The following is a 23,412-nucleotide window of genomic DNA, read 5'->3' on the forward strand; positions in this document are numbered from 1 at the left end:
TCGCTCAGCATCGTTCGATGTCCCATTTTGCCTCGCTCAGCATCGTATTCGCCCTGGTCAGGTTCGATTCAGTCTCACCTGGTGTCGTATGTCGTTACACGTCCAGACCGACCCGATGACCAACCCGTCCGTTGCCGTCGTCCCGTCCAGCGGCCGGCCCGGAGGCCCCCGCGGGGGTCGACCACGCGCGCGCCCGGGACGGGGCGTCGCCCCCGCGCCGCCTGGCGATGAGCTCGTCGAACAGGCGCACATGCCCGTCGACCATCGCTTCCAGGCTGAATTGCTCTGTGAACTTCGCGGGGCCGCGCGCGCGCGCTCGCTCGCGGAGCTCCCCGTCGCGGGCGACCCGCGAGAGGTGCTCGACCAGCGCTCCAGGGTCCTTCGACGGGACGAGGAACCCGTCGACGCCGTGCTCGATGATCTCGGGGACGCCGCCGACGCGGCTCGCCACGATCGGCTTGCCGAGCGCGAGCGCCTCGAGAAGCGCGAGCGGCAGCCCCTCCCAGAGCGACGGGAGCACGTAGGCGTCGAACGCGGAGACGAGCTCCGGCACGTCCGAGCGGTACCCGGGGAAGATCACCCGGTCGCCGAGCCCGGCGTCCCTGGCGCGCTGCTCCAGCTCCGGCCGGAGCGGTCCGTCGCCGGCGATGATGAAGCGCGCCTCCGGCGCGCGCCGCAGCACCTCGGGCGCCGCCTCGAGGAGGTAACGGAGCCCCTTCTGCTCGATGTGCACAACGGCGCACCCGAACACGAACTCCCGCTCGCCGATGCCGAGCTCCGCGCGGATGCGCGCGCCCGCGCCGCTCTCGCGGGCGCGGGCGAAGCGCGTCCCGTCGATGCCGTTGTGGATGACGCGGACCGGCGCGCGGACCTTCACGTCGTCGACAAGGATGCGCCTGAGGTCGTGCGACACCGCGACCATCTCGTCGGCGAGGTAGGCGTAGTAGCCGAACTTGCGCCGATCGAAGCCCTTGGCCCGGTTGATCTGGTTGTGCTCCGAGTAGACGACCAGCGGCCGATTCCGGAGCAGGCGCGCCGCGAAGCCAGCGAAGATGAGCGGAGCACGGTTGTGGACATGGACGATATCGACCGAGCGCTGGTGAAAGAAGCGCCGGATCCACAGCAGCGCCTCTGGATCGCTCTTGAGGCCCGGCAGCACCGGCCGGAGGTCCTTCGTGATCACGAGGCACTTCGAGCGGGGGAGCTTGACCTCCGAGAACAGCCGTCCCTCGCCGTCGAGGCAGATCAGCGAGAGGTCGAAGCCGTGATCGCCGAGGCGATCGAGGAGGCTCAGGACCACCTTCTCGAGCCCGCCGACCTCGAGGTTGTTCACGACCATGCAGACGTTGGGCTTGCTCATATTCTCCTGAGCGGACCGTCAGGTCGCCGCGGTCGTCGTCAGAGCGTCGTGACGCGCCACGACAGCGTGTCGACCGTGCGATGAGCGTTCCGTGTCATTTTGGCTCAGGTAGGTGAGCGTATCATGACATGCGGATGCTGTTCGCTTGACTTGGCCGCGCCGCAGCAGCGCCGTGCTGGACGTCGGACTTGCTCGTTCATCATCCCTCATCGCGCCCGCGAGCGCCTCCCACATCGGTGGAATATGCCAGGAACGCGAGCGCGCGGGGATCGAGGTGCGGGGCCACACCCGCAGCGCCGCGCTACAGCGCGGCGATCTTGCCCTGCTCCGGCGATGACGCCGTCGCATAGAGCTTCTTCGGCATCCGCCCCGCGAGATACGCCATCCGACCGGCCCTCACCGCGTCCTTCATCGCCTGCGCCATCAAGATTGGGTCCCGCGCGCCCGCGATGGCCGTGTTCATCAATACCCCATCACACCCGAGCTCCATCGCCACGGCGGCGTCGCTCGCTGTCCCGACTCCCGCGTCCACGATCACCGGCACCTTCGCCGTCTCTCGGATGATCATCAGGTTGTACGGGTTGCGGATGCCGAGCCCGCTGCCGATCGGCGCCGCCAGGGGCATCACGGCCGCGCACCCGATGTCTTCCAGCTTACGACAGACGATCGGGTCATCCATGCAGTAGGGCAGCACCGTGAAGCCCTCCTTCACCAGGATCCGCGCCGCCTCGAGCGTCGCCTCGTTGTCCGGGAACAGCGTCCGTTCGTCGCCGATGACTTCGAGCTTCACGAGCTCGGACAGACCGAGCTCGCGCGCGAGCCGGCAGGTGCGGACCGCGTCCTCGACGGTATAGCAACCGGCCGTGTTCGGCAGGATCGTGACGCGTCCCTGCTGGAGCAGCGACATCATCGACCCCTCGCCCCGCTCCTTCAAATTGACGCGGCGGAGGGCCACCGTGACGACCTCCGCGCCGGACGCTTCGAGCGCGCGACGGGTCTCATCCAGGTCCTTGTACTTGCCCGTCCCCACGAAGAGGCGGGAAGTGAACGTGTATTTGCCGATCGTCAACGCGTCGCTCGTCATCGCAGGCTCCTCGGGTCTCGACCCAGACGATCTGCTAGTCGGACCGGGACACAGGGTCCAGCGCGTCGACGAAAACCGGCGCTTCCGGCGCGCCTCGCTCGGCAGCATGGTATCTTTGCGCCCATGTCTCCCAGAGCTCTTGGCATAGCCCTCCTCCTCGCGTTGCCTCCAGCGGTCACGCTCACGCCCCTCCCGACAGCGGACAGCCATGCGCAGGCCGGCCAGGAACGCGCCGGGGTGAGCCGCGGCGCGCTGCTGTCCGGTCCGCGCGCGGCGCATGCGGCCGTGGCCATTCAGCTCTCGCTGGACGAGCTCGTCGCCGCGGCCTCGTACGTCGTGGTCGCGACGGCGATCGAGCAGCGCAGCCAGTGGGAAGAGCTCGGCGGGGCCCGGAGGATCGTCACCTACACCCGCCTGTCGATCGACCGGACCGTGGCCGGACAGCCCGACGGCGAGGTCTGGGTCAGGACGCTCGGGGGCGTGGTCGGGGACGTCGGACAGCACGTGTCGGGCGACGCGCAGATCGCGATCGGCGCGCAGGCGATGGTCTTCGTCTCCAAGGTGGGCTCGGCCCTGGTCGTCTCCGGGATGGCCCAGGGCCACTACCCCGTCGTCGACGGCGAGGAGAAGCCGAGGGTCGCCGGCGGGGCCGGCGCGCGGCGCATCGCCGTGCGGCGGCTGGCCGCGAGCCCCGACAGCGGGACCGTCCTGCCCCGGCCGGGCCCCGCGATCTCGGCCCGCGAGCAGCTCGTCGGCGCGGCGATCGACGCGGCGATCGACGCGGTGAACCAGGCATGGAAGGCGAAGCATGCGCAGCAGTGACCTCGCGCCGCGCCCCGCTGACGCGCGCCGCCCCGCGCGCGCCCACGCCATCGCCGCAGCCTGCAGCGCGCTCGTCGCCACGGCGCTCGCGTACCCCGGGGACGCCCTGGCCTTCTGCCGCACGAGCGTCTGTCCGCCGGAGCAGACGGACTCGGGGGAGGCGGAGACCGCGGCGGTCTGCACGCCGCCGCAGGGCAACGACTGCGGCACCCCGCTCGCCTGGCCTTCGCCGTGCGTGAGCTACGCCCTCCAGGAGGACGCCTCCGTCCAGGTGTCGCTCCAGGAGGCGGAGGCGATCTTCGAGCAGGCGTTCGCCGCGTGGACGGAGGCCGACTGCGGCGACGGGCAGACCCCGCGCATGGAGGTCACCTACCTGGGCCCGGTCGCGTGCGACGCGCACGAGTACAACAAGCGCAAGGCGAACGCGAACATCGTCATGTTCCGGGACGACGGGTGGCCGTACGTGGACAGCGGGAACACCCTCGCGCTCACGACCGTCACCTACCACCTCAAGACCGGCGAGATCTACGACGCGGACATGGAGATCAACTCGTTGTCGCTCTCCCAGGGAGCCGACGGCGTCTCGTTCGACCTCCTGAGCATCGCCACCCACGAGGCCGGCCATTTCCTCGGGCTCTCGCACTCGATCGAGCACGACGCGACCATGTTCGCCAACTACCGCTCTTCGCTCCGCGACCTCTCCCAGGACGACCGCGACGGGATCTGCGCGGTGTACCCGCCCGGGGAGCCGATCAAGGGCTGCGACCCCACGCCGCGCCACGGCTTCTCTGCCCTGTGCGCCGCGGATCAGCCCGAGGTGAAGGAGTCGGACGGCTGCGCCGCGGCCCCGCGCGGCAACGCTGGCCAGCGCGGGCGCGGCGGCGGGCTCGTCCTTGCCGCGCTGGCGCTGGTCGGCGTGGCCGCGCGGGCGCGGCGCGGCGCGGCAGCGCGGGCGGGCCGGGAGGAGGCCTGCTGAGCCAGAGCCCTCCCGTCCTGGTCGAGCGCGAAGGCGAGCTCGCCCGGCTGGTCGAGCGCGCCAGCCGCGCCGACGCGCTCGCGGTCGACGTGGAGGCCAACGGGCTGTTCGCGTACCGGGCGCGGCTCTGCACCGTCCAGCTCGCCTTCCGCGAGGGGGACGACATCGCGGTCGGGATCGTCGACGCGCTCCGCGTGCCTGTCGCGCCGCTCGCGCGGCTCCTCGGGGCCGCGGGCCCGCCCAAGGTGCTGCACGACCTCACCTTCGACGCGCGCATGCTCGCCGAGGCGGGCGCGCCGCTCGCTGGCGCGCACGACACCTCGGTCGCCGCGCGCATGCTGGGGTGCGCGGCGACGGGGCTCGCCGCGCTGCTCCTGTCGGAGCTCGACGTGAAGGTCGACAAGCAGCTCCAGCAGCACGACTGGGGGCGCAGGCCGATCGAGGACGCCGAGCTGCGCTACCTGGCCGACGACGTGCGCCACCTGCTCTCGCTCCGCGGGCGGCTGGCGGAGCGCAGCCGCGCCCTCGGGATCGACGAGGAGATCGAGGAGGAGTGCGCCTACAAGCTCGCGACCGCCCTCGGGCCGCCGCGCGATCCGCGGCCCGCGTACGTACGCGTCAAGGGGGCCCAGGCGCTCGATCCGCAGGGCCGGGCGATCCTGCGGCGGCTCGTGGCGGCGCGCGAGGCGGCCGCCGAGGGGGCCGACGTGCCCTCTTTCAAGATCGTCGCCAGCGAGGTGCTGCTCGAGCTCGCGCAGCGGAGGCCTGCCAGCGCAGACGACGTGCGCGCCATCCGCGGGGCCGCGGCGGGCCGCGCGGCCGGGTGCGTCGCGGCGTGGCTCCGCGCGGTCGAGCAGGGGCGCAGCGACGGCGACGTGCCCGAGGACGAGCGCGCCCTCTTCCAGCAAGCCCGCCCGCCCAGGAAGGAGCTCGCCGCGCAGCGCGCGGTGGAGACCCGGGTCGCGGCGTGGCGCAGGGCCGAGGCGAAGGCGCGGAAGGTGGACGAGCAGGTCGTGCTGCCCGGTCATTGCGCGCAGGATCTCGCGGAGATCGTGCTGGCGGAGGGCCACGCCGGGGACGAGGCGATCGCCGCCGCGATCGCGCGCATCCCGGGGCTCGGCGCGGGACGGCTCGCGCGTTACGGCCGCGCGCTCGCGGCGCTCGTGGCCGCGGCGCGGCCGGGCGAGCCGCCAGCCGCCGCGAGGTAGCGCCGCGCGTCGGCTCCGCGTGTCGGCCGCGCGTCGGTTCCCTCGGTTCCCTCGGTTCCGCAGGTCGGCTCCGCGCGTCCGCGATCCCCTGCGCGATCTCCGACACGTGGAGCCCGCTGCGAGCGAGCGCACGTGGCGCGCGCGCCGCCCGGTCGACAGAGCCGCCGGGCGATGGAATAGCAGGGCCCATGCCCTCGACCGATCACCCCAAGGCGCCGAGGAGGCTCCGCCTCTGGCCGCCGGCGATGTGGCTCCGCGCCGCGTTCGCCTTCGCGCTCGTGTTCGGGTGCGCCCTTCTGGGAGCGAGCGCCGGAGAGCTGTCTCCTCCGCCGCCCCCGCCGTCGCCGCCGCCCGCGGCGAACGCCGAGGTCGGCCCGGAGCCGGAGGCGACCCCGGTCGCGCCCGACTCGCCTCGAGCCTCCATGCGCAGCTTCGTCGAGCTGTGCCGCGCGGGCGACTACGCCGAGGCCGCGCGCTACCTGGACGTGCCGCCGAGGGCGAACGGCGCGGAGCTCGCGCAGAAGCTCAAGGCGGTGCTCGATCGGCACCTCTGGCTGGACGTGGAGACGCTCTCGCCGCAGCCGCAGGGGGACACGCAGGACAACCTCGGGGCCAGCGTGGAGCAGCTCGGCAAGATCCCGACGCGGACGGGGGCCCAGCCGGTGCGCCTCGTGCGGCGCACGACGCCCGACGGCGTGCGCTGGATCTTCTCGCGCGCCACGGTGGAGCGCGTCGACGAGTGGTACGCGCGGCTCGAAGATCGCTGGCTCCGCGATCACCTGCCGCCGGCGCTCCTGCGCCCCGGCCCGCGCGAGCTGCTCTGGTGGCAGTGGCTCGCGCTGCCGGTCCTCGCGCTGGCCGGCTGGCTCGTCGGCGCGGTGCTGAGCTACCTCCTCCGCGCCGTGCTCCGCCGCGTCATCGCTCGGACGGAGTCCACGCTCAACGCGGTGCTCCTCGCGGCGCGCGGTCCGTTCACGTTCGCGGCGGCGCTCCTCGTGATCACGGCCGCGCTCCCGTGGCTCGGGCTCTACCTGCCGGCCGAGGAGTTCCTCGACAAGGTGCTGCGCGCCGGCGTCTTCGTCGCCGTGTTCTGGTTCGCCCTGCGCACGATCGACGCCGTCGGCGGCCGCCTGCTCGCCGCCCCCGCGACGCGCGACAACCCCGCGGCGCGCTCGCTCGTGCCGCTCATGGGGCGGATCGCGAAGGTCTCGATCGTGATCATCGGCGTGATCGCCGTGCTCTCGGAGCTCGGCTACCCGGTGGCGAGCCTCATCGCCGGCCTCGGCATCGGCGGCGTCGCGCTGGCCCTCGCCGCGCAGAAGACGGTGGAGAACCTCTTCGGCTCGGTCGCGATCGGCATCGACCGGCCGTTCCAGGTCGGCGACTTCGTGAAGGTGGACGCGCTCCTCGGCACGGTCGAGAGCATCGGGCTCCGCTCGACGCGGATCCGCACGCTCGATCGGACCGTCGTCACGATCCCGAACGGCAAGCTGGCCGATCTCCAGATCGAGTCGTTCACGGCGCGCGACAGGATCCGCCTCGCCTGCGTGCTGGGGCTCGATCGCGACACGTCGCCCGAGCAGCTCCGCGCCATCGTGGAAGAGTGCGAGCGCGCGCTGCGGGAGCACCCGAAGCTCTGGACCGATGACGTCGTCGTGCGCTTCATCGGCGTCGGCCCCTCGTCGCTCGACGTCGAGGTGATGGCCTGGTTCCAGACGACCGACTTCGGGGAGTTCCGGGACGTCCGGCAGGCGATGTTGATCACCTTCCTGCAGATCATCGATATGGCCGGGTCGAGGCTCGCGTACCCGACGCACACGCTGCACGTCGCGCCGCGCGGAGGGGAGCTCCCGCAGCCGGAGGGGGCCGCGGCGGGAGGTCCGGCTAACGGGCAGCGCGCGCCGCGGCGGGCGCCATCGGCTGAAGCCCCGCCTTCTCGATGAGCGCGCGGTCCTCGTCCTGGCCGGGGTTCGGCGTCGTGAGCAGCCTGTCTCCGTAGAAGATCGAGTTCGCCCCCGCGTACATGCAGAGCAGCTGCGTCTCGCGCGAGAGCTCCGTCCGCCCCGCGGACAGGCGCACCATCGCGCGCGGCATCATGACCCGCGCGACCGCGATCATCCGGACGAACTCGATCGGATCGACCGGGGGGAGGCTCTCGAGGGGCGTCCCCGGCGAGCGCACGAGGGCGTTGATCGGCACGCTCTCCGGGTGGGGGTCGAGGCGCGCGAGCTCGACGAGCATCTCGCAGCGGTCGGCGATCGACTCGCCCATGCCGATGATGCCGCCCGAGCAGACGGTGATGCCCGCCCGCCGGACGTTGCGCAGGGTGACGAGCCGCTCGTCGTACGTGCGCGTCGAGATGATGGATTTGTAGGCCTTCCGCGAGGTGTCGAGGTTGTGGTTGTAGGCGTCGAGGCCGGCCTCCTTCAGGCGGCGCGCCTGGTCGTCGGTGAGCATGCCGAGCGTGCAGCACGCCTCGAGGCCGAGGGCTTTCACGCCGCGCACCATGTCGAGGACGCGCTCGAAGGCGGGGCCGTCCTTCACCTCGCGCCACGCGGCGCCCATGCAGAACCGCGTCGAGCCGCCGTCGCGGGCGCGCTCCGCGGCGGCGAGGACCGCGCCGACGTCGAGCATGCGCTCCGGCCCGACCTCGGTCTCGTAGTGGCTCGACTGCGGGCAATAGGCGCAGTCCTCGGGGCAGCCGCCCGTCTTGACGCTGAGCAGGGTGCAGAGCTGGACCTCGTGCTCGCCGTGGAACGCGCGGTGGACCGCGCGGGCGCGGTCGATCAGCTCGAAGAGCGGGAGGTCGTGCAGGGCGACCGCCTGCTGGGCGGTCCAGTCGTGGCGGGGCGCGCCCGCCGGCGGGGCGTGCCCGGCCGGGCCGCCGCATCCATTCCTGTGCTCCGCCGCCTCTCGTTCGATCCCTTCGAGCATGGGCTCGCTCATAGCCGGGCTTGAGGCGCCGCCGCAAGCAAGGCGCGACAGGGAGGGAGCTCCTGGCGTCCTCGGCGTCCTTGACGGCTCGAAATTCTGCTCTGTTCTGGCGGTCTTGACCCGATTGACGCCTCTAGAGCGCCGTCACCGCCTTCGCCGTCTCCTTGGCGATGGTCCCCTGGGCGACGAGCTGCCTGAGGTGCGCGTCGAAGGTCTGCATGCCGTACGGCGTGACCCCCTTCTCCATCAGCTCGCGCAGCGACGGGCTCCCCTCCGGCCGGCGGATCGCCTCGCGCACCGCGGCCGTCCCGACGAGCACCTCGGCGGCGAGGACCTCCCCCGCGCCGTCGCGGCGAGGGAGCAGGCGCTGCGCGACGATGCCATGGAGACAGTCGGCCAGCCGGTCGCGCACCTCGCTCGGGCTCTTGCCGAGCGCGATCAGCCGCCCGAGCGCGCGCGTGACGTCCGCCGAGCTAACCGCCGCGAGCACGAGGTGCCCGGTCTCCGCGGCGTGAAGCGCGAGATCGAGCGACTCGCCGTCGCGGAGCGCGCTGATGAGCACGACGTCCGGGTCCTGCCGCAGCGCGGAGCGCAGCGCGGTCGGGAAATCCGCGGTGTCGACGCCGATCTCGCGCTGGCTCACGCTGGAGCGGTTGTCCTCGTGCACGTGCTCGATCGGATCCTCCAGGGTGACGATGTGGCGCGGCACGGTCGCGTTGATGTGCCCGACGAACGCGGCGAGCGTCGTGCTCTTGCCGCTGCCGGCCGTGCCCGCGACGAGGACGAGGCCGTGATCGTGCTCCACCATCGCCCGGACCGCCGAGGGCACGCCCAGCTCCTCGAACGTCGGGATCTTGAGCGGGATGCTCCGCAGGATGATCGCGAGCGAGCCGCGCTGGCGATAGATGTTCACGCGAAACCGGCCGAGGCCCGGGACGACGTACGCGGCGTCGAGCTCCTGGAGCGTGGCGAGCAGCTCGCGCGAAGGGCGCCCGGCGAGCAGCACCCGCGCGGCGGCCTCGCTGTCCTCGGGCCGGATCCTGTCGACGCGGAAGTAGACCATGTCGCCGCGCACCCGCGCGCCCGGCGGCTGACCGACCTTGAGGTGGATGTCGCTGGCGTGGGCGGCAAGCGCCTTGCCGAGGAGCTGATGGAGGAAGGCCTCGGAGGTGTACGGCGTCGTCACGGGGGGCAAGGTACCAAATTGGAACCCGACCGGCCCAAAGCGCGGCTGCACGAACCGAAAGCCGACAGGGCGCCGCGCCGCCGCGCGGGACGGCCGCGCGGCCCGGGACCACCGCGCGGGACGTCAGGGACGCGGCGCCGCCGGGCCTCCCGCGGCGCCCGCGACGGAGCCCTCGGGATCCAGATCTGCCGGAATACGGAGAGGATCGACGAGCCCCCGCTCGGCGAGCGCGCGCGCCGCCGAGATGGCGAGCGCGCGCTGGTCCGAGGGGAGGTCGCGCCGGCCCGCCAGCTCGACCAGGGCCGCGGCCGCGCCGCGCGCCCCGTCCGGGTCGAGCGGCTCGCGCGGACGCGGCGGCCGCCCGGCGATCCCGAGGAGCGCCTCGAGCAGGGGCGGAAGCGACGGCCCGGACGCCGCGCGGGCGCGCTCGGCGAGCGGCCCGAGCGCCAGGTCGGCGTCATCGGCGTGCGGCAGCGCCCGCAGGGCCGTGAGCGTGATGTCGCCGCCGTCGTCGAGCGCGGCGAGGAGGCCGGAGGCGCCCTCGGCCTCGGCCAGCCGGGCGCAGTCCAGCGGGTCGTCCCCCGCGGCGAGGCGCCAGCGCGGATCGGTGAGCCGAGGGCTCGGCGGGCGCGGCGCCAGGGAGGGCGAGGCCGCGGCCGAGGCGGGCGACGCAGCGTCGCGAGGGGCGCTCCCCTGCTCGCGGCGACAGCCGAGGGGCGCGAGCAGGACGAGCGCGAGGGGCGCGACGAAGGCGAGGCGCGCCGCGACGGGCCCCCTCCGCCGCGCGCGGCGGAAGCCCTCGCGGCCCCTCCCCTGCTTCACGGCTGATCGAGGATCGAGAGCGACCGCTTCGTGGGCGAGTTCTCGGGCTCCTGCCGCGCGTTGTACTCGTCGACCACCCGGTTGATGTGCATCGAGCAGAACTTCGGCCCGCACATCGAGCAGAACTCCGAGGTCTTGAAGTACTCTTGGGGGAGCGTCTCGTCGTGCATCGCCTGGGCCGTCTCCGGATCGAGCGAGAGCGCGAACTGCTGCTTCCAGTCGAAGGCGTAGCGGGCGCGGCTCAGCGCGTCGTCGCGATCCCGCGCGCCCGGGCGCTTCCGCGCCACGTCCGCGGCGTGGGCCGCGATCTTGTAGGCGATGAGGCCCTGCTTGACGTCCTCGGGGTTCGGCAGGCCGAGGTGCTCCTTCGGGGTCACGTAGCAGAGCATCGCGGCGCCCGCGAAGCCGGCCATCGTGGCGCCGATGCAGCTCGTGATGTGGTCATAGCCAGGAGCGAAGTCGGTGACGAGCGGGCCGAGCACGTAGAACGGCGCCTCGTGACAGAGCTCCATCTCCTTCTGCACGTTCATCGCGATCTGGTCGAACGGCACGTGCCCGGGGCCCTCGATCATCACCTGCACGTCCTTCTCCCAGGCGCGCTTCGTGAGCTCGCCGAGCGTCTTCAGCTCGGCGAACTGGGCCGCGTCGCTGGCGTCATGGAGACAGCCGGGGCGGAGGCCGTCGCCCGCCGAGATCGTGACGTCGTACTTGGCGCAGACCTCGAGCACCTTGTCCCAGTGGGTGTAGAACGGGTTCTGCTTGTGGTGCTCGATCATCCACTGCGCCATGATCGAGCCGCCGCGCGAGACGATGCCGGTGATCCGGCCCTTCACGAGCGGCAGGTGCTCGAGCAGCACGCCGGCGTGGATCGTGAAGTAATCGACCCCCTGCTTCGCCTGGTGCTCGAGCATGTCGATGAGGTCCGCGGCCGTCATCTTGTCGGTGCCCTTGCACGCCTCGAGCGCCTGGTAGATCGGCACCGTCCCGATCGGCACAGGGGAGTCAGCGATGATCGCGCGGCGGATGCCGTCGATGTCGCCCCCGGTCGACAGGTCCATCACGGTGTCTGCGCCGTACTTGATGGAGTAGCGCAGCTTCTCGAGCTCGCCGCTCACGTCGCTCGTGGTCTGGCTGTTGCCGATGTTCGCGTTCACCTTGCAGAGCGACGCGATGCCGATGCACATCGGCTCGAGGTTCAGGTGGTTCTTGTTCGCGGGGATGATCATCCGGCCGCGCGCGACCTCGCTGCGGATGAGCTCGGGCGCGAGCTTCTCACGGCGGGCGACGTACTCCATCTCCTCCGTGACGACGCCCTTCCTCGCGAAGTGCATCTGGCTCTGGTTCGGGCTCCCGGCGCGCTTGCTCACCCATTCGGACCGCAACATCGACGACCTCGCTTTCGAGGTGGGCGGTTTAGGTCGCGACCGCGCGCGACGCAAGCGCCGCGTCGCGCCTGGCCGCCCGACCTAGAGTCGGCGAGAGAGCGCGCCTCTACCAGCGCTCGCCGCGAGCGCGCCGCTGTCAGGGAGGCGGCGCTTCGGGGAGCTCGGTCATCATGCCGAGCGTCTGGGCGCCGGCGGCCTTCGCGCCGTCGAGCACCTCCACGACGGTGCCGTAGACGGCGCCGTCGTCGGCGACGACGAAGACGATCCTGTCCTGAGGCCTGCTGTAGCGCTCGAGCAGCGGCCTGAGCTTGCCCACGAGCTCGGCGCGCTCGACCGGCTCGTCGTTCACCCGCAGCTCGCCTTGCGCGCTCACCCGGACGACGAGCTGGTCGGGCGGCGGCGGGGTGTCCTGCTTGACCTGCTCGGTGTCCGGCACGCGCACGCCGATGTCCTTCTCGAGCAGCGGCGTCACGACCATGAAGATGATGAGCAGCACCAGCACGACGTCGACGAGCGGCGTCACGTTGATGTCGGAGTTCAGGGGCACCGCCGGCTTGATGACGAACTTCCTCTTCGCGCTCATCGCCGCTATCTCCCCTTCAGCTCCTCGACCGCCAGCGAGACGCTCTTCGCGCCCGACTTGCGCGCCGTCTCCATCACCCTGCGGACGTCGCCGAACGAGAGGCGCTGGTCCCCCTTGACGAGCACCTTGCGCCCCGGCTGCGCCGCGAACTCGCGCGAGAGCCGCTCGGCGAGCCCGGCGTCATCGTATCTGTCGTTCTCGACCCACACCGTCTTCTCCAGCGTCACGGAGAGGATCAGCGGGTCCACCTCCTTCTTCTCCTCGTCCACCTCCGCGGCCTGCGGCAGCTTCACGTCCTTGCCGCGCTGGAGCATCGGCGTGACGACCATGAAGATGATGAGCAGGACGAGGACGACGTCGACGAGCGGCGTGACGTTGATCTCGCTCTTGGGGCCCCTCTGCGGGCCGACACCCATCCCCATTGGAACGCTCGCTTCCCTGCTGGGCGCGTCACCGCCCGCCGCGCCGCGGGCGCGAGGCGCCGGGCGCCGCGCTCCGCGGAGAGGCGCGCGGGGTGTCGCGCGGGTCCCCTGTCAAGCAGCCTCTTCAGCGGTCGGCGCGAGGCGCCCGTCGAGCCGCTTCGCCACGACGTCGAGGAGCTCGTTCGACGACTCCGAGATGTCGATCGCCCGGGCTTCGATCCAACCCTGGAGATAGTTGTAGCCCATGACGGCCGGGATCGCGACGATCAGCCCGAAGGCGGTCGTGATGAGCGCCTCCGCGATACCCGCCGAGACGGTGCCGAGGCCGCCGGAGCCAGCGGCCGCCATCTGCTGGAACGCCGTCACGATGCCCATGACCGTCCCGAGCAGCCCGACGAACGGCGCCGTGGATCCGACCGTGGCGAGCAGGCCATAACCTCGCTTCAGGCTGAGCACCTCGCGCTGCGCCTGCCGCTCGAGCGCCCGCGAGACCGACTCGAACACGCCGTCACGCTCGTGCCCCTGCGCCGGCAGCCGCGACGGCGCGCTCGAGGCATATGCGGCGAGCCCGGCGCCGACGACGCGCCCGAGATAGCCGCTCTCCCCGCCCGGCTGCGCGGCGGTCCAGGCCCCCTCGAGCTCGCCTCGGGCGAGCATCGGCCCGACCCGCGCCGCGAACGCGCGGGAGGCGGCGCGCGACAGGAACGACACGACGATGCGCTCGCCCAGGACGATCAGCGACGCAACGGACATGATGGCCAGCGCGAAGACAATCAGCTTCGCGAAGAGCCCCATGTGGCCCCACAGCTCGATCAACGTGAATTGCATCGTCTCGCGCCTCCCGGCGCCCCATGTGGCGTGATGGTTCTGGCTATGCTGGAACAGCGCCTCGGCTGGACACCGAGCGGACTCGACAGCACCGCAGCGCGGACCTGCCCGTACCCTTCTCTACTACGTGCTCCAGCGGTTCAATAACACCCCTGCGCGTCTGGACGTCAAGGGAGCTTGAGCCGGATGGGGAACACGTAGTCCACCGAGACCGGACGCCCCTGATACATGACGGGGGTGTAGCGATGCGTCGCGAGCGCATCGAGGATCGCCCGATCCATGTGAGGAAGCGACTTGGCCATCCGGCAGCCGCTCAGCGAGCCGTCCAGCTTGATGATGCACTTGACAATCGCGAGCCCCTCGACGCGCGCGGCGAGCGCCTCGCGCGTGTACTGCGGGTCGCGCCCCGCGATCTTCGAAGGGCGGGTCATTCCGGCGCCGAACGCCAGCACCACGTTCTGCGGCGGCGCCGTGCTGCCCACCTGGCCGCCGACTTTGCCGCCCAGCTGACCGCCCATCTGCCCGCCGACCTCGCCGCCGACGGTGCCCCCCTGAACGCCGCCCTGGACTCCCCCCTCGACGCCGCCCGGCTGCTCCGGCGCATCCTCCTTGACCGGCTCCGGCTTTGGCTCTGGCTCAGGCGCCTTGGCCCTGGGCTTCTGCGGCATGTCGTAGATGGTGTCAGGCGTCTTGACAGGCTTCGGCTGCTCGATGCGCTCCACCTTCGGCGGGCGCTTCGCGCCGCCGCCCGGAGGCGGAGGTGGCGGCGGCGGAGGTGGCGGCGGCGCCGGGGCGAAAAATGTGACCTCGACGTCCTTCGGCTTCTCGGTTCTGGGGCGCGTGGCCTGCCAGAGGATGGCGCCCGCGATCGCCACGTGGGCGACGATGGAGAGCGCTGTCCCCGTCCCTAGCCGCCCCTGGGTGGCGGTAGCGCGACCGAGTACCGAGTCGAACATGAGGGGTCGTAACTCCTAGGACTCGAGCCGATCGAGGTAGAGAAGCCGCGACGTATGGAAGCGTGCGGCGCCTACCCGGAGTGTACAAGCGAGCGAGTCCTACAAAAAAGTCTATTGTCTGGCGCGATTCCTGTCTAGGGTAAGGAAGGACTCGAGGGGCATACACTTTTGGAGGGAATTCCGTGAAGTTTCTCGAAAAGAGGCTGGAACACGGAGGGCGCTCACGTGCGCCGTTGGGGCCGTGGGCGGCGTTGCTGCTGCTCGCGATGACTTTGTTGACCGCGTACCCTGCGTTCGCGCAGACGGGCAGCGGTGTGCTCCTCGGGCGGGTAGTCGACGCGTCGAACAGGGCGCCGGCCGCCGATGTGGTCGTGACGGCGACATCGCCAGCGCTGCAAGGGGAGCAGCTGGTCGTCACGGACGGCACTGGCCAGTACCGTATCCCGAACCTGCCGCCGGGCGACTACACACTGCGCTTCGAAAAGGACGCGTTCAAGCCGTACGCGCGCGGCGGGATCGCGGTCCGCGCCGCGACGACCATCCGCGTCAACGTCGAGCTGCTCCCGGAGGCGCTCAAGGCGGCGGAGATCGTCGTTGTCGGCCGCGCGCCCACGGTCGACGTCGGCTCGAGCAGCGTGAGCCAGAGCATCACCCAGGACTTCACCCGGCGCATCGCCGTCTCGCCCCCCACGGGGAAGGGCGCAACGACCCGCTCCTTCGAGTCGGTCGCCGCGACCGTCCCCGGGGCGCAGGCCGACGAGTTCGGCACGTCCATCGCCGGCACCTCCTCCCCCGAGAACCAGTACGTGATCGACGGCCTGTCGGTGAACGACCCGGCCTACGGGATCGTCGGCACGCCGCTCACGATGGAGTTCATCAAGGAGGTCAACGTGGTGGCCGGCGGGTACATGCCCGAGTTCGGCCGCGCGACCGGGGGCGTCCTCGATGTCGTCACGAAGAGCGGCGGCAACGCGTTTCAGGGCTCGGTCTTCTTCAACATCACGCCCGGCGTCTTCGAGGGTGCGCCCAAGGCGGTCCGTCGTCAGGGCGAGACCATCCAGACGGACGAGAGCCTGTCGTCGATCCGCGACTACGGGTTCGAGGTCGGCGGCCCCATCCTGAAGGACAAGCTCTGGTTCTACGCGGGCGCCGACCTCGCGTTCAAGAGCTCCTCGTTGGAGCGCAACCTGTTCGCCACGCGCTACAACCCCACCACGTTCGAGCCGGTGACGGATCCCGCGACCGGGCTCAACGTCGTCGACCGGCTGCCGGGGACGCAGCGCTTCTACCGCGCCGAGGAGCAGACGCTGCAGTACCTCGGGAAGCTGACCTACCAGATCGATCCGGACCACAGCGTCGCGCTCTCCGTCTACGGCTCGCCCTCCACCTCGGGCGGCAATGGCACGTTCGGGTTCGACCCGCAGCAGGGCGTGACCGAGCTCTCCAACATCATCGGCGAGTACGGCGCGATGGCGCACGAGTACGTGGCGTCGTCCACCGACGTCGCGCTGAAGTGGTCGTCTGCGTTCAAGAACAAGACCCTGCTCCTCGACGCGACCCTCGGCTGGCACAACCAGCGCAGCGCGCGGCTGCCTCCGGACGGCTCGGAGATCGGGACGGACGAGGGCCTGGCGGGCGTGCCCCTCATGGTCTGGCAGCGGTACTCCCCGAACCCGTACTCGATCGACGATTTCGAGAAGCTCTCGCCCGAGGCCCGGGCCATGTGCAAGCCGCTGACGACGCAGACCGGCGAGATCGCCGCGGTGCCCTGCGCGGTGCGCCAGTACTGGCAAGGCGGCCCCGACTTCATCGACGACTCCTCGCTCAACCGCTTCCAGCTGAAGGCGATGGTGACGAGCATCTTCGAGGGGCTCGGGCACCACGTGGTCAAGGCCGGCATCGACGGCGAGATCACGACGTACAAGCACATCAAGGGGTACGCGGGCGGCACCACCTACGCGGAGGAGGGAGAGTGGGATGCCTCCCATGACGAGCGACAATTCGGCTTCCTGACCGGCCCGGACGGCCTGGCGACCGGCCCGGGCGCCAGGGACTATGTGATCCAGGACAAGCTCACGGTGTCGTCGCTCGGCGTGACGATCGGCGCCTTCGCGCAGGACAGCTGGAGCATCCTCGACCGGGTGACGTTGAACATCGGCGTGCGCTACGACGCGCAGTACCTGTACTCGAGCGACGGCGCGCTCGGGCTGGCGCTCGCGAACCAGTGGTCTCCGCGCGTGGGCGTCGTCTACGACATCACGCAGGAGGGCCGGTCGAAGGTGTTCGCGAACTACGCGCGGTATTACGAGAGCGTCCCCCTCGACATGCTGGATCGCGCGTTCGGCAACGAGCGGTACACCCGCTCCTTCCACCGCGGGGGTGCCAGCGGCTGTAACCCTGGGAATCCCGAGGACGCGACGGGTTATGGCGCAGGGCAGTGCCGGAATGACGACACCCGCGTTCCGCTCGACGAGGCATTCGGCGCCCCAGGGGCCTTTAACCACGACCCGAACAAGAACTGGTTCACGTTCGGCGGCGGCAAGGCCCCGGTGGATCCGGACATCGAGCCCCAGTCGTCCGACGAGCTCGTGCTCGGCGGCGAATACGAGATCCTCCCGAACGGGCGTGTCGGCGCGATGTACACGAAGCGCTGGATGAACAACGTCATCGAGGACATGAGCCGGGACGAGGCGAACACCTACTTCCTCGGCAACCCCGGGAAGGGGATCGCCAAGGAGTTCCCGGAGGCGAGGCGCGACTACGACGCGCTGACCCTCTATTTCAACAAGACCTTCTCCGACCTGTGGCTCGCCCAGGTGAGCTATACGCTGTCGTACCTGCGAGGCAACTATCCGGGCCTCTTCAAGCCCGAGACCGACCAGCTCGATCCGAACATCAACACGGAGTTCGATCTGGCGTCGCTCCTCGTCAACCGCGATGGGGCCCTGCCCGGCGACAACACGCACGAGATCAAGGTCTACGGCGCGAAGGCGATCGAGCTCCCGAAGGGCATGGTCCTCGACCTCGGCCTCACATACAGGTCCCGCTCCGGCGCCCCCATCGACACCTGGGGAGCGCACTACCTGTACAGCTCCGACGAGACGTTCATCCTGCCCCGAGGCGAGGGCGGCCGCCTCCCCTGGATCCACAACGTCGACGGTCACATCGGCTATTCGGTCAAGCTCGCGAAGGACAGCGAGCTCACCGTCACCATGGATGTCTTCAACCTCTTCAACTTCCAGGAGACCGTCCAGGTGGACCAGCGTTACACGACCGAGTATGTCGACCCCTGCGTCGGTGGAACGAAGGAAGATCTGAACCCGAGCAGCGGCCCGACGTGCGTGAAGAACCACAACACCGGCGAGCCGCTCGATCCCAAGGCCGTGAACCCGAACTACGGCGAGCCGACGCAGTTCCAGACACCGCGGCAGTTCCGGTTCGGCGCGCGGGTGACGTTCTAGGCGCGGCGCGCGCGGGAAAGGATGCAAGCGATGAAGAAGCGATGGCTTGTTTGGATGGCAGGGCTCGCGGCGCTCTCACCGCTCGCGGCGATGTCTCCGGGCTGCTCGCAGCCCAAGCCCGAGTGCACGGTCGGCGGCGCCCTTGCGTCCCCGTTCGCAGCGAAGTTCACCCGGATCGACGGGGATGCCGAGGGCCCCTGTGCTCGGAAAGAGGGGACTGTCGAGCTGATCGGGATGCAGGTGTACGATCGGGACGAGAATGGCGACCAGCTCCCCGACGCGGACGCGAAGCGCGTCGCGATCCAGACCCTGGAATTCGGAACTTGGTACCGCGGCGGCGCCGCGATCGACCCGAACCCGGATCTGAACCCGTTCGCGATCGGTGCCTTCACGGCGCGCGAACCGGATGACAACGAGATCTGCACGGTGCCGACGTTCGATCCCGCCGAGGTGGTGTTGCTGCCCGGCGGCGAGGGCGGCGCCGGCGGCGAGGGCGGCGCCGGCGGCGAGGGCGGAGCCGGCGGCGAGGGCGGCGCCGGTGGTGCCGGCGAGGGCGGCGCTGGCGGTGCCGGTGGCGCCGGGGAAGGCGGCGCTGGCGGAGCCGGTGGTGCTGGTGGCGCCGGGGAAGGCGGCGCTGGTGGTGCCGGCGACGGTGGCGCCGGCGGTGCGGGCGAGGGCGGCGGTGGGGAAGGCGGCGGCGTACCGCCGGTGGCGCTGGGATCGCACAAGCTCGAGTGGCGCAACATGCGCGTGTATGTGACAGCCGCCAACCTCGGCAATCAATTCGAGGCAGAGGTCACCTACTCGGAGGAGAGCTGCTCGGCGACGTACAAGGTCGTCGGAGTCTGGCCGGCGATCGATTGTCGGATCTACGCCCCGAATCCCGAGCCCGGGGGCGCTCCGATCCCCACAGACAAGGTCGATGATGCCCTCTGCGTGGATCCTCGCATCTCCCCGGAGCTCAAGGTGAAGTGCGACGTCGGCGCGGGCCTGTGCGTGCTCGACGCGGACTCCATCCCCGCCATGAAGTAGGCAATTGGGAGGCGGGGCGCCCATCGTCCCGCCTGCGCTCCTCCGGCCCCTCTCCCCTCACCTCCCGTAAAACGTCATCGCCCGGGCGCATCCCTGGTCGTCCGAAGGCGGCGGGCTCGAAGAGCCCCCGTTCGCCGCGCAGCGCCGTCGATGGTCGATGGTCGAGCGAGAGGTGATGCGCGTCCGCGACGACGCGCCCGACCGGCGGCCCCGAGATCAGCGCAGCTCACGCCGCGATCCCTCGGATCGCCGGCTCACGGCGCGGGCTTGACTGCCAGCCTCGCCAGCGCCGCGCAGCCCGCCCCGCTCGCGATCTCGAGCTTCGCCGTGAGCGCGCACAGGCGGGACGCCCGCCCGAGCGCCGCCGGATCGCCCGATACGATGGCCCGCTTGGACTCGTATCCTGTCCGGACCGCGAGCATCGTCTGCGCGCGGGGGGGCAGCTCCGCGCGCCGCGCCACGAGCAAATCGCCGAGCTTGGGGCCGGGATCGGCGGCCGGCGCCCACGTCCAGACCGACGCGACCAGGGCGTCCGCGAAGGCCGCGCGCAGCTCGTCGCCGCCGCGCGCGCCCTCGCACGGCAGCGCGGGACCGGTCGGCCCGACGTCGGCGGCGAGGAGCCTCCGCCCCGCGATCCGCCGGAGCAGATCCTTCTCCACGCCGGCGATCTTGCCGTCGTCGTCCGAGAACGCCCCCGCCTTGAACCGCACGGCGAGCGCGGCGCACTTCTCGTCGCGCTCCGCGCGCAGCCGCTCCTCCTCGCGGGCCCTCTCCTCGGCGCGCAGCCGCTCCTCGCGCTCGCGCGCCTCGCGGGCCTCCACCGCGGCGCACTGCTCGAGCCGCGCGGCCACGCGCCGCTGCTGCTCGCTCGCCGCGCGGCCGAGATCGTCCTCCGCGATGTCGCGGACCGCGCACACCTCCGGGCGCTCCAGGACCGCATCGACGCGCGCGCGGGCGGCGCGGAACCGCACGATCACCGAGAGCGCCGCGACGATGACGAGCGCCGACACAACGATCGACGCGATCCTGCGGAGCCTCCGCCGGCGATACGCCTTGGCCAGCGCGCCGCCGCCGCTCTCGTCGAGCAGCTTGCGGCAGCGGCCGATCATCGCCTGCCATTGCGCGATGTCCTCGGCGAGCACCTGGAGCGGCTCCGCGAACGGGCGATCGCGCCGGACCTTGTTCGCCAGCCGCTCGAGCCACATGCCGGCGTCGGGGGCCCGACCGTGGTCGGTCACCTCGGCGACGCCCTCGAGCAGCCCGCCGATGCGCCCGGCGTAGACATCCCAGGCGACGAGCGCCTCGGACTGGCTGTCGCCGAGCCGCTCGATGGCCTCGCGCACGTCGGCCATCGGGAGGAGGCGCTCGACGTCCTCCCGGCGCACGCCCGCGAGCTTCGCGGCTTGATCGACGCCGCGCTGGAAGCCTCCGAGGAGCCCCTCCGGCGCCAGCTCGCGGAGCCCCTCCAGCACCCGCCTCGCCTGCATGCACGCGCCGGCGTGGTGCAGCGGCCCCATCGCGCAGGTCAGGAAGGTGCCGCCGAGCTTCACGTCCATCGAACCGCGGCTCTCCTCTCCACGACTCTCCACGAGATACCCTGGACAGCGCGGCGCGGAAAGGCTCGCCGCGCTGTCCAGGAGGATCACCGGCCGCCGCGTGAGACCTCGAGGTCCCAGAGCGCGTAGAGCACGTCGACGTCGTACTCCGTGTGTCGCCAGCCGGGGTGGAGCCGGTAGCTGCGCGGGAGCAGGCCAGAACCCAGGATGGCGTCCGTCTGCTCGGCGAAGGTGTAAAGATACATCTTCACGCCGGTCAGCTCGGCGTCGGAGAGCGGGCGCGCGTGGCGCTCGTGGAGCCGGACGTTCGGCCTCCGCTCGACGATGCTCACCAGCAGGCGGCCGCCGGGGCGCATCGCGCCGGCCAGGTTCTTGAGCACGAGCGAGAGATCGTCGCAGAACTCGAGGGTGCCGAGCGCGAGCGCGACCTCGAACCGCCCCCAGGAGCGGGGGATCGGGAGGTGGTAGTCGTGCCGGTGATAGGCGCCGTGGGGCCGCTTCTTGCGCGCGATCTCGAGCATCCCCTCGGCGATGTCGAAGCCCACGACCTCGACGGACGGCGGGAGATCGCGCGTGAGGTGGCCCGGGCCGCAGCCCGCGTCGAGCACGCGGGCGCCGTCGGCGACCACCTCGCGCAGGAACGCGCGCACGGGCTTCTCGTAGTGCTGGATGTCTTTCCAGGTGGAGACGTAGTCGGGCGCGAAGTCCTCGTAGTAGTCGACGAGCCGCTCGATCCGGGTCGCTCGCTTCATGACGCCTTTCAGGTGATGCCGTCGACCGCCTGGACGGTCTCCTGGATGTCGTGCTCGTGCGTGTAGCCGAGGATGTCGCGCGCCCGCCGGTCGTCGACCATGCACACGTAGCGGATGTGATCGAGCTCGGGGGCCGGGAACGAGGTCGCCCTGAACCGCCAGAGCCGCGGGATGATCGTCTGCATGACGAAGTGGGGGATCGCCGCGCGCGCCCGGCCGGTCATCTCGATGACGCGCGAGAGCGGCAGCGGCGCGGGCCCGGCGAGGTTGAAGATCCCGCGCACGCCGGGGCGGAGCGCCGCGAGGATCGCGGAGACCACGTCGTCCTGGTGAATGACCTGCACCATCGGGTCGAAGCCGAGGAGGGTCGGGATCACGTTGAGCCGGAGGTAGTTCGACGGCGCGTTCCGCACGGAGCCGAGGATGTGGACCGGCCTGAGGATGACCGTCTCGGTCTGGGGGTGCTTCCAGAAGAACGACTGCGCCAGCATGTCGACCTCGATGAGGTCGCGGATCTCGCTGAACGACGCGCCGCCGAGCAGCGGGGCGTCCTCGGTGATGAACTGCGGGTTGTCGGGGCGCGGCCCGTAGGCGTTCGCGCTCGACAGCACGATGAGCTTGGGCACGTCGTACTGCGCGACGAACTCGAGCAGCCGCTGGAACCCGGCGAGGTTCCAGCTGTGGTGCTCCATCTGGCTCACCCGCGGATCGTGCATGACCCCGAGGTGGACAACCGCGGCGAGCTGCTCCTGCCGGAAGATGTCCTGGGTCTTCTTGCGGCGGATGTCGATCTGGTGATGCTCGATGTCCTTGGGGCGCCCCTCGAAGCTGCGCCGGTCGACGCCGATCACGCGCCGCTCGCGGTGGAGGCGCCGCGCCAAGCGCCGCCCGAGGCGACCACAGATGCCGGTGATGAGGATGGACCGGAGGGACGGATCGGTGTCCGCGGCGGGACGGCGGCCTCGACCGAGCATTCGTTCGCTCATCGGAGCGACGGTCGCTTCGAGGACGCCGATGGTCAAGCCCTTCGTGCCGGTGCAGGCCCACGCGAGTTTTGCTATCGTCCGCCGCCCATGGCCAGCAGAACGACGCTCGCCAAGCTGAGCCACTTCGTCACCCACAGCGCGCTGCCGCTGGCGCGCGTCGGGGTCGACAGCCTGCGCGGCACGATCGATGACGCGACCATCCGGCTGCTCGGTCAGGACTTCGAGGACCGTCTGCGCCGGGTCGCGCTGCCTCACGCGGCGGACGGGGTCGACCCGTTCGGGCTCGACCGGGAATGGGCGAAGTACGCGGTCGGGGTCGCCGCGTTCTTTCATCGCTTCTATTTCCGGACCGAGGTGTTCGGCATCGAGCGCGTCCCGCCCGGCCGTGTGCTCCTCATCGCGAACCACTCGGGCCAGCTCCCGTTCGACGGCATGCTCATCGCGGCCTCGCTGTTCCTGGACGCGGAGCCGCCGCGCGTGATGCGGAGCATGGTCGAGAAGTGGACGCAGACGCTGCCGTTCGTGGCGACCTTCTTCTCGCGCGTGGGCCAGGTGGTCGGCGTCCCCGAGAACGCGCGCCGGCTGCTCGACATGGGCGCGGCGATCCTGGTGTTCCCGGAGGGGACGAAGGGGATCTCGAAGGGGTTCTCCAGCCGCTATCAGCTGCTCGACTTCGGGCTCGGGTTCATGCGGCTCGCGCTCGAGACCGACACGCCGATCGTGCCCATCGCGGTCATCGGGGGCGAGGAACAGTACATCTCGCTCGGCAACCTCGAGGCGGTCTCGAAGGCGCTCGGCATGCCGACGTTCCCGATCATCCCACAGCTCCTGCTCCCCGGCGGCCAGATGCCGCTGCCGACCCGATACCGGATCTACTTCGGCGAGCCGATGACGTTCCACGGCGACCCCGACGACGACGACGCGGTGATCCAGGAGAAGGTGGCGCTCGTGAAGGGTCGGATCCAGTCGATGCTGAACCGCGGCCTGAAGGAGCGGAAGAGCATCTTCTGGTGATCGCGTGATCGCGTGACCGCGTGATCGCGTGATCGCGTGACCGCG

20 protein-coding genes are annotated in these 23,412 nt (G+C 71.0%); 7 read left to right on the forward strand and 13 right to left on the reverse strand.

Translation table 11 applies throughout. The features are described from left to right. Nucleotides 1–94: 94 nt before the first annotated feature. Together WMF46_RS23155 and WMF46_RS23160 are read right to left on the reverse strand one after the other, a co-directional pair. A complete protein-coding gene (locus tag WMF46_RS23155; protein WP_437987579.1) occupies nucleotides 95–1,360 on the reverse strand; it encodes a glycosyltransferase in 1,266 nt (421 codons plus the stop codon). A gap of 301 nt (nucleotides 1,361–1,661) precedes the next feature. Beyond that, nucleotides 1,662–2,444, reverse strand: a complete 783-nt coding sequence (locus WMF46_RS23160; RefSeq protein WP_437554954.1) for a thiazole synthase — start codon at nucleotides 2,442–2,444, stop codon at nucleotides 1,662–1,664. Between the two features lie 123 nt (nucleotides 2,445–2,567). Here WMF46_RS23160 and WMF46_RS23165 point away from each other — a divergent pair, with 123 nt between their 5' ends. From WMF46_RS23165 to WMF46_RS23180, 4 genes are all read left to right on the forward strand, one after another. Beyond that, on the forward strand, nucleotides 2,568–3,266 hold the full coding sequence (locus WMF46_RS23165) for a hypothetical protein (protein WP_437987580.1): 699 nt from the start codon (nucleotides 2,568–2,570) through the stop codon (nucleotides 3,264–3,266). Continuing rightward, on the forward strand, nucleotides 3,253–4,242 hold the full coding sequence (locus WMF46_RS23170; protein WP_437987581.1) for a matrixin family metalloprotease: 990 nt from the start codon (nucleotides 3,253–3,255) through the stop codon (nucleotides 4,240–4,242). The genes WMF46_RS23165 and WMF46_RS23170 overlap by 14 nt, the downstream gene beginning before the upstream one ends. A gap of 17 nt (nucleotides 4,243–4,259) precedes the next feature. Then, nucleotides 4,260–5,450 carry an HRDC domain-containing protein gene (locus tag WMF46_RS23175; RefSeq protein WP_437987927.1) on the forward strand — a complete coding sequence of 397 codons (1,191 nt, stop codon included), beginning with the start codon at nucleotides 4,260–4,262 and terminating at the stop codon, nucleotides 5,448–5,450. Between the two features lie 188 nt (nucleotides 5,451–5,638). Then, nucleotides 5,639–7,393 (forward strand): mechanosensitive ion channel family protein, encoded by a 1,755-nt coding sequence (locus WMF46_RS23180; protein WP_437987582.1) that lies wholly within the window; start codon nucleotides 5,639–5,641, stop codon nucleotides 7,391–7,393. Here WMF46_RS23180 and bioB read toward each other — a convergent pair. The 8 genes from bioB to WMF46_RS23220 form a co-directional block, all read right to left on the reverse strand. Next, nucleotides 7,335–8,384 (reverse strand): biotin synthase BioB, encoded by a 1,050-nt coding sequence (gene bioB / locus WMF46_RS23185; RefSeq protein ID WP_437987583.1) that lies wholly within the window; start codon nucleotides 8,382–8,384, stop codon nucleotides 7,335–7,337. The two genes, WMF46_RS23180 and bioB, sit on opposite strands and share 59 nt — an antisense overlap. A gap of 133 nt (nucleotides 8,385–8,517) precedes the next feature. Then, complete coding sequence (locus WMF46_RS23190) at nucleotides 8,518–9,570, reverse strand: type IV pilus twitching motility protein PilT (RefSeq protein WP_437987584.1); 1,053 nt, start codon at nucleotides 9,568–9,570, stop codon at nucleotides 8,518–8,520. 123 nt (nucleotides 9,571–9,693) lie between these two features. Beyond that, nucleotides 9,694–10,392 carry a thiamine biosynthesis protein gene (locus tag WMF46_RS23195; RefSeq protein WP_437987585.1) on the reverse strand — a complete coding sequence of 233 codons (699 nt, stop codon included), beginning with the start codon at nucleotides 10,390–10,392 and terminating at the stop codon, nucleotides 9,694–9,696. After that, nucleotides 10,389–11,774 carry a phosphomethylpyrimidine synthase ThiC gene (gene thiC, locus WMF46_RS23200; protein WP_437987928.1) on the reverse strand — a complete coding sequence of 462 codons (1,386 nt, stop codon included), beginning with the start codon at nucleotides 11,772–11,774 and terminating at the stop codon, nucleotides 10,389–10,391. Before thiC ends, WMF46_RS23195 begins: the two co-directional genes overlap by 4 nt. A gap of 139 nt (nucleotides 11,775–11,913) precedes the next feature. Next, the gene (locus WMF46_RS23205; RefSeq protein WP_437910699.1) at nucleotides 11,914–12,360 is read right to left on the reverse strand and encodes an ExbD/TolR family protein; all 447 of its coding nucleotides are present in this window, start codon (nucleotides 12,358–12,360) and stop codon (nucleotides 11,914–11,916) included. 5 nt (nucleotides 12,361–12,365) lie between these two features. Continuing rightward, nucleotides 12,366–12,782: an ExbD/TolR family protein gene (locus WMF46_RS23210; protein WP_437767046.1), complete on the reverse strand. Its 417-nt coding sequence runs from the start codon at nucleotides 12,780–12,782 to the stop codon at nucleotides 12,366–12,368. A gap of 111 nt (nucleotides 12,783–12,893) precedes the next feature. Beyond that, nucleotides 12,894–13,610, reverse strand: a complete 717-nt coding sequence (locus WMF46_RS23215; RefSeq protein ID WP_437987586.1) for a MotA/TolQ/ExbB proton channel family protein — start codon at nucleotides 13,608–13,610, stop codon at nucleotides 12,894–12,896. Between the two features lie 167 nt (nucleotides 13,611–13,777). After that, nucleotides 13,778–14,566 carry an energy transducer TonB gene (locus WMF46_RS23220; protein WP_437987587.1) on the reverse strand — a complete coding sequence of 263 codons (789 nt, stop codon included), beginning with the start codon at nucleotides 14,564–14,566 and terminating at the stop codon, nucleotides 13,778–13,780. Between the two features lie 266 nt (nucleotides 14,567–14,832). Between WMF46_RS23220 and WMF46_RS23225 the strand changes: the two genes are divergently transcribed. Continuing rightward, nucleotides 14,833–18,027: a TonB-dependent receptor gene (locus WMF46_RS23225; RefSeq protein ID WP_437987588.1), complete on the forward strand. Its 3,195-nt coding sequence runs from the start codon at nucleotides 14,833–14,835 to the stop codon at nucleotides 18,025–18,027. 30 nt (nucleotides 18,028–18,057) lie between these two features. Then, nucleotides 18,058–19,059, forward strand: coding sequence for a hypothetical protein (locus WMF46_RS23230; protein WP_437987589.1), 1,002 nt, complete (start codon nucleotides 18,058–18,060; stop codon nucleotides 19,057–19,059). 254 nt (nucleotides 19,060–19,313) lie between these two features. On the opposite strand, the gene WMF46_RS23235 is transcribed toward WMF46_RS23230, so the two are convergent. The 3 genes from WMF46_RS23235 to WMF46_RS23245 form a co-directional block, all read right to left on the reverse strand. After that, a complete protein-coding gene (locus tag WMF46_RS23235) occupies nucleotides 19,314–20,615 on the reverse strand; it encodes a hypothetical protein (RefSeq protein WP_437987590.1) in 1,302 nt (433 codons plus the stop codon). An 86-nt stretch (nucleotides 20,616–20,701) separates the two neighbouring features. Continuing rightward, complete coding sequence (locus WMF46_RS23240) at nucleotides 20,702–21,367, reverse strand: class I SAM-dependent DNA methyltransferase (RefSeq protein WP_437987591.1); 666 nt, start codon at nucleotides 21,365–21,367, stop codon at nucleotides 20,702–20,704. 8 nt (nucleotides 21,368–21,375) lie between these two features. Then, nucleotides 21,376–22,341 (reverse strand): NAD-dependent epimerase/dehydratase family protein, encoded by a 966-nt coding sequence (locus tag WMF46_RS23245; protein WP_437987592.1) that lies wholly within the window; start codon nucleotides 22,339–22,341, stop codon nucleotides 21,376–21,378. Nucleotides 22,342–22,440: 99 nt separating this feature from the next. Between WMF46_RS23245 and WMF46_RS23250 the strand changes: the two genes are divergently transcribed. Then, on the forward strand, nucleotides 22,441–23,367 hold the full coding sequence (locus WMF46_RS23250) for a lysophospholipid acyltransferase family protein (protein WP_437987593.1): 927 nt from the start codon (nucleotides 22,441–22,443) through the stop codon (nucleotides 23,365–23,367). Nucleotides 23,368–23,412 lie beyond the last annotated feature (45 nt).

This window comes from Sorangium sp. So ce117, assembly GCF_051524395.1.
Lineage (GTDB): Bacteria > Myxococcota_A > Polyangia > Polyangiales > Polyangiaceae > Sorangium > Sorangium cellulosum_B.

What these genes read in the sequence shown, in the direction of transcription:
- WMF46_RS23240 (WP_437987591.1), bottom strand. Translation starts at nt 21,367, where the DNA reads ATGAAGCGAGCGACCCGGATCGAGCGGCTCGTCGACTACTACGAGGAC.
- WMF46_RS23220 (WP_437987587.1), bottom strand. Translation starts at nt 14,566, where the DNA reads ATGTTCGACTCGGTACTCGGTCGCGCTACCGCCACCCAGGGGCGGCTA.
- WMF46_RS23245 (WP_437987592.1), bottom strand. Translation starts at nt 22,341, where the DNA reads ATGCTCGGTCGAGGCCGCCGTCCCGCCGCGGACACCGATCCGTCCCTC.
- WMF46_RS23235 (WP_437987590.1), bottom strand. Translation starts at nt 20,615, where the DNA reads ATGGACGTGAAGCTCGGCGGCACCTTCCTGACCTGCGCGATGGGGCCG.
- WMF46_RS23170 (WP_437987581.1), top strand. Translation starts at nt 3,253, where the DNA reads ATGCGCAGCAGTGACCTCGCGCCGCGCCCCGCTGACGCGCGCCGCCCC.
- WMF46_RS23205 (WP_437910699.1), bottom strand. Translation starts at nt 12,360, where the DNA reads ATGAGCGCGAAGAGGAAGTTCGTCATCAAGCCGGCGGTGCCCCTGAAC.
- WMF46_RS23225 (WP_437987588.1), top strand. Translation starts at nt 14,833, where the DNA reads ATGACTTTGTTGACCGCGTACCCTGCGTTCGCGCAGACGGGCAGCGGT.
- WMF46_RS23180 (WP_437987582.1), top strand. Translation starts at nt 5,639, where the DNA reads ATGCCCTCGACCGATCACCCCAAGGCGCCGAGGAGGCTCCGCCTCTGG.
- WMF46_RS23250 (WP_437987593.1), top strand. Translation starts at nt 22,441, where the DNA reads ATGGCCAGCAGAACGACGCTCGCCAAGCTGAGCCACTTCGTCACCCAC.
- bioB (WP_437987583.1), bottom strand. Translation starts at nt 8,384, where the DNA reads ATGCTCGAAGGGATCGAACGAGAGGCGGCGGAGCACAGGAATGGATGC.
- WMF46_RS23155 (WP_437987579.1), bottom strand. Translation starts at nt 1,360, where the DNA reads ATGAGCAAGCCCAACGTCTGCATGGTCGTGAACAACCTCGAGGTCGGC.
- WMF46_RS23215 (WP_437987586.1), bottom strand. Translation starts at nt 13,610, where the DNA reads ATGCAATTCACGTTGATCGAGCTGTGGGGCCACATGGGGCTCTTCGCG.
- WMF46_RS23210 (WP_437767046.1), bottom strand. Translation starts at nt 12,782, where the DNA reads ATGGGGATGGGTGTCGGCCCGCAGAGGGGCCCCAAGAGCGAGATCAAC.
- WMF46_RS23165 (WP_437987580.1), top strand. Translation starts at nt 2,568, where the DNA reads ATGTCTCCCAGAGCTCTTGGCATAGCCCTCCTCCTCGCGTTGCCTCCA.
- WMF46_RS23230 (WP_437987589.1), top strand. Translation starts at nt 18,058, where the DNA reads ATGAAGAAGCGATGGCTTGTTTGGATGGCAGGGCTCGCGGCGCTCTCA.
- WMF46_RS23160 (WP_437554954.1), bottom strand. Translation starts at nt 2,444, where the DNA reads ATGACGAGCGACGCGTTGACGATCGGCAAATACACGTTCACTTCCCGC.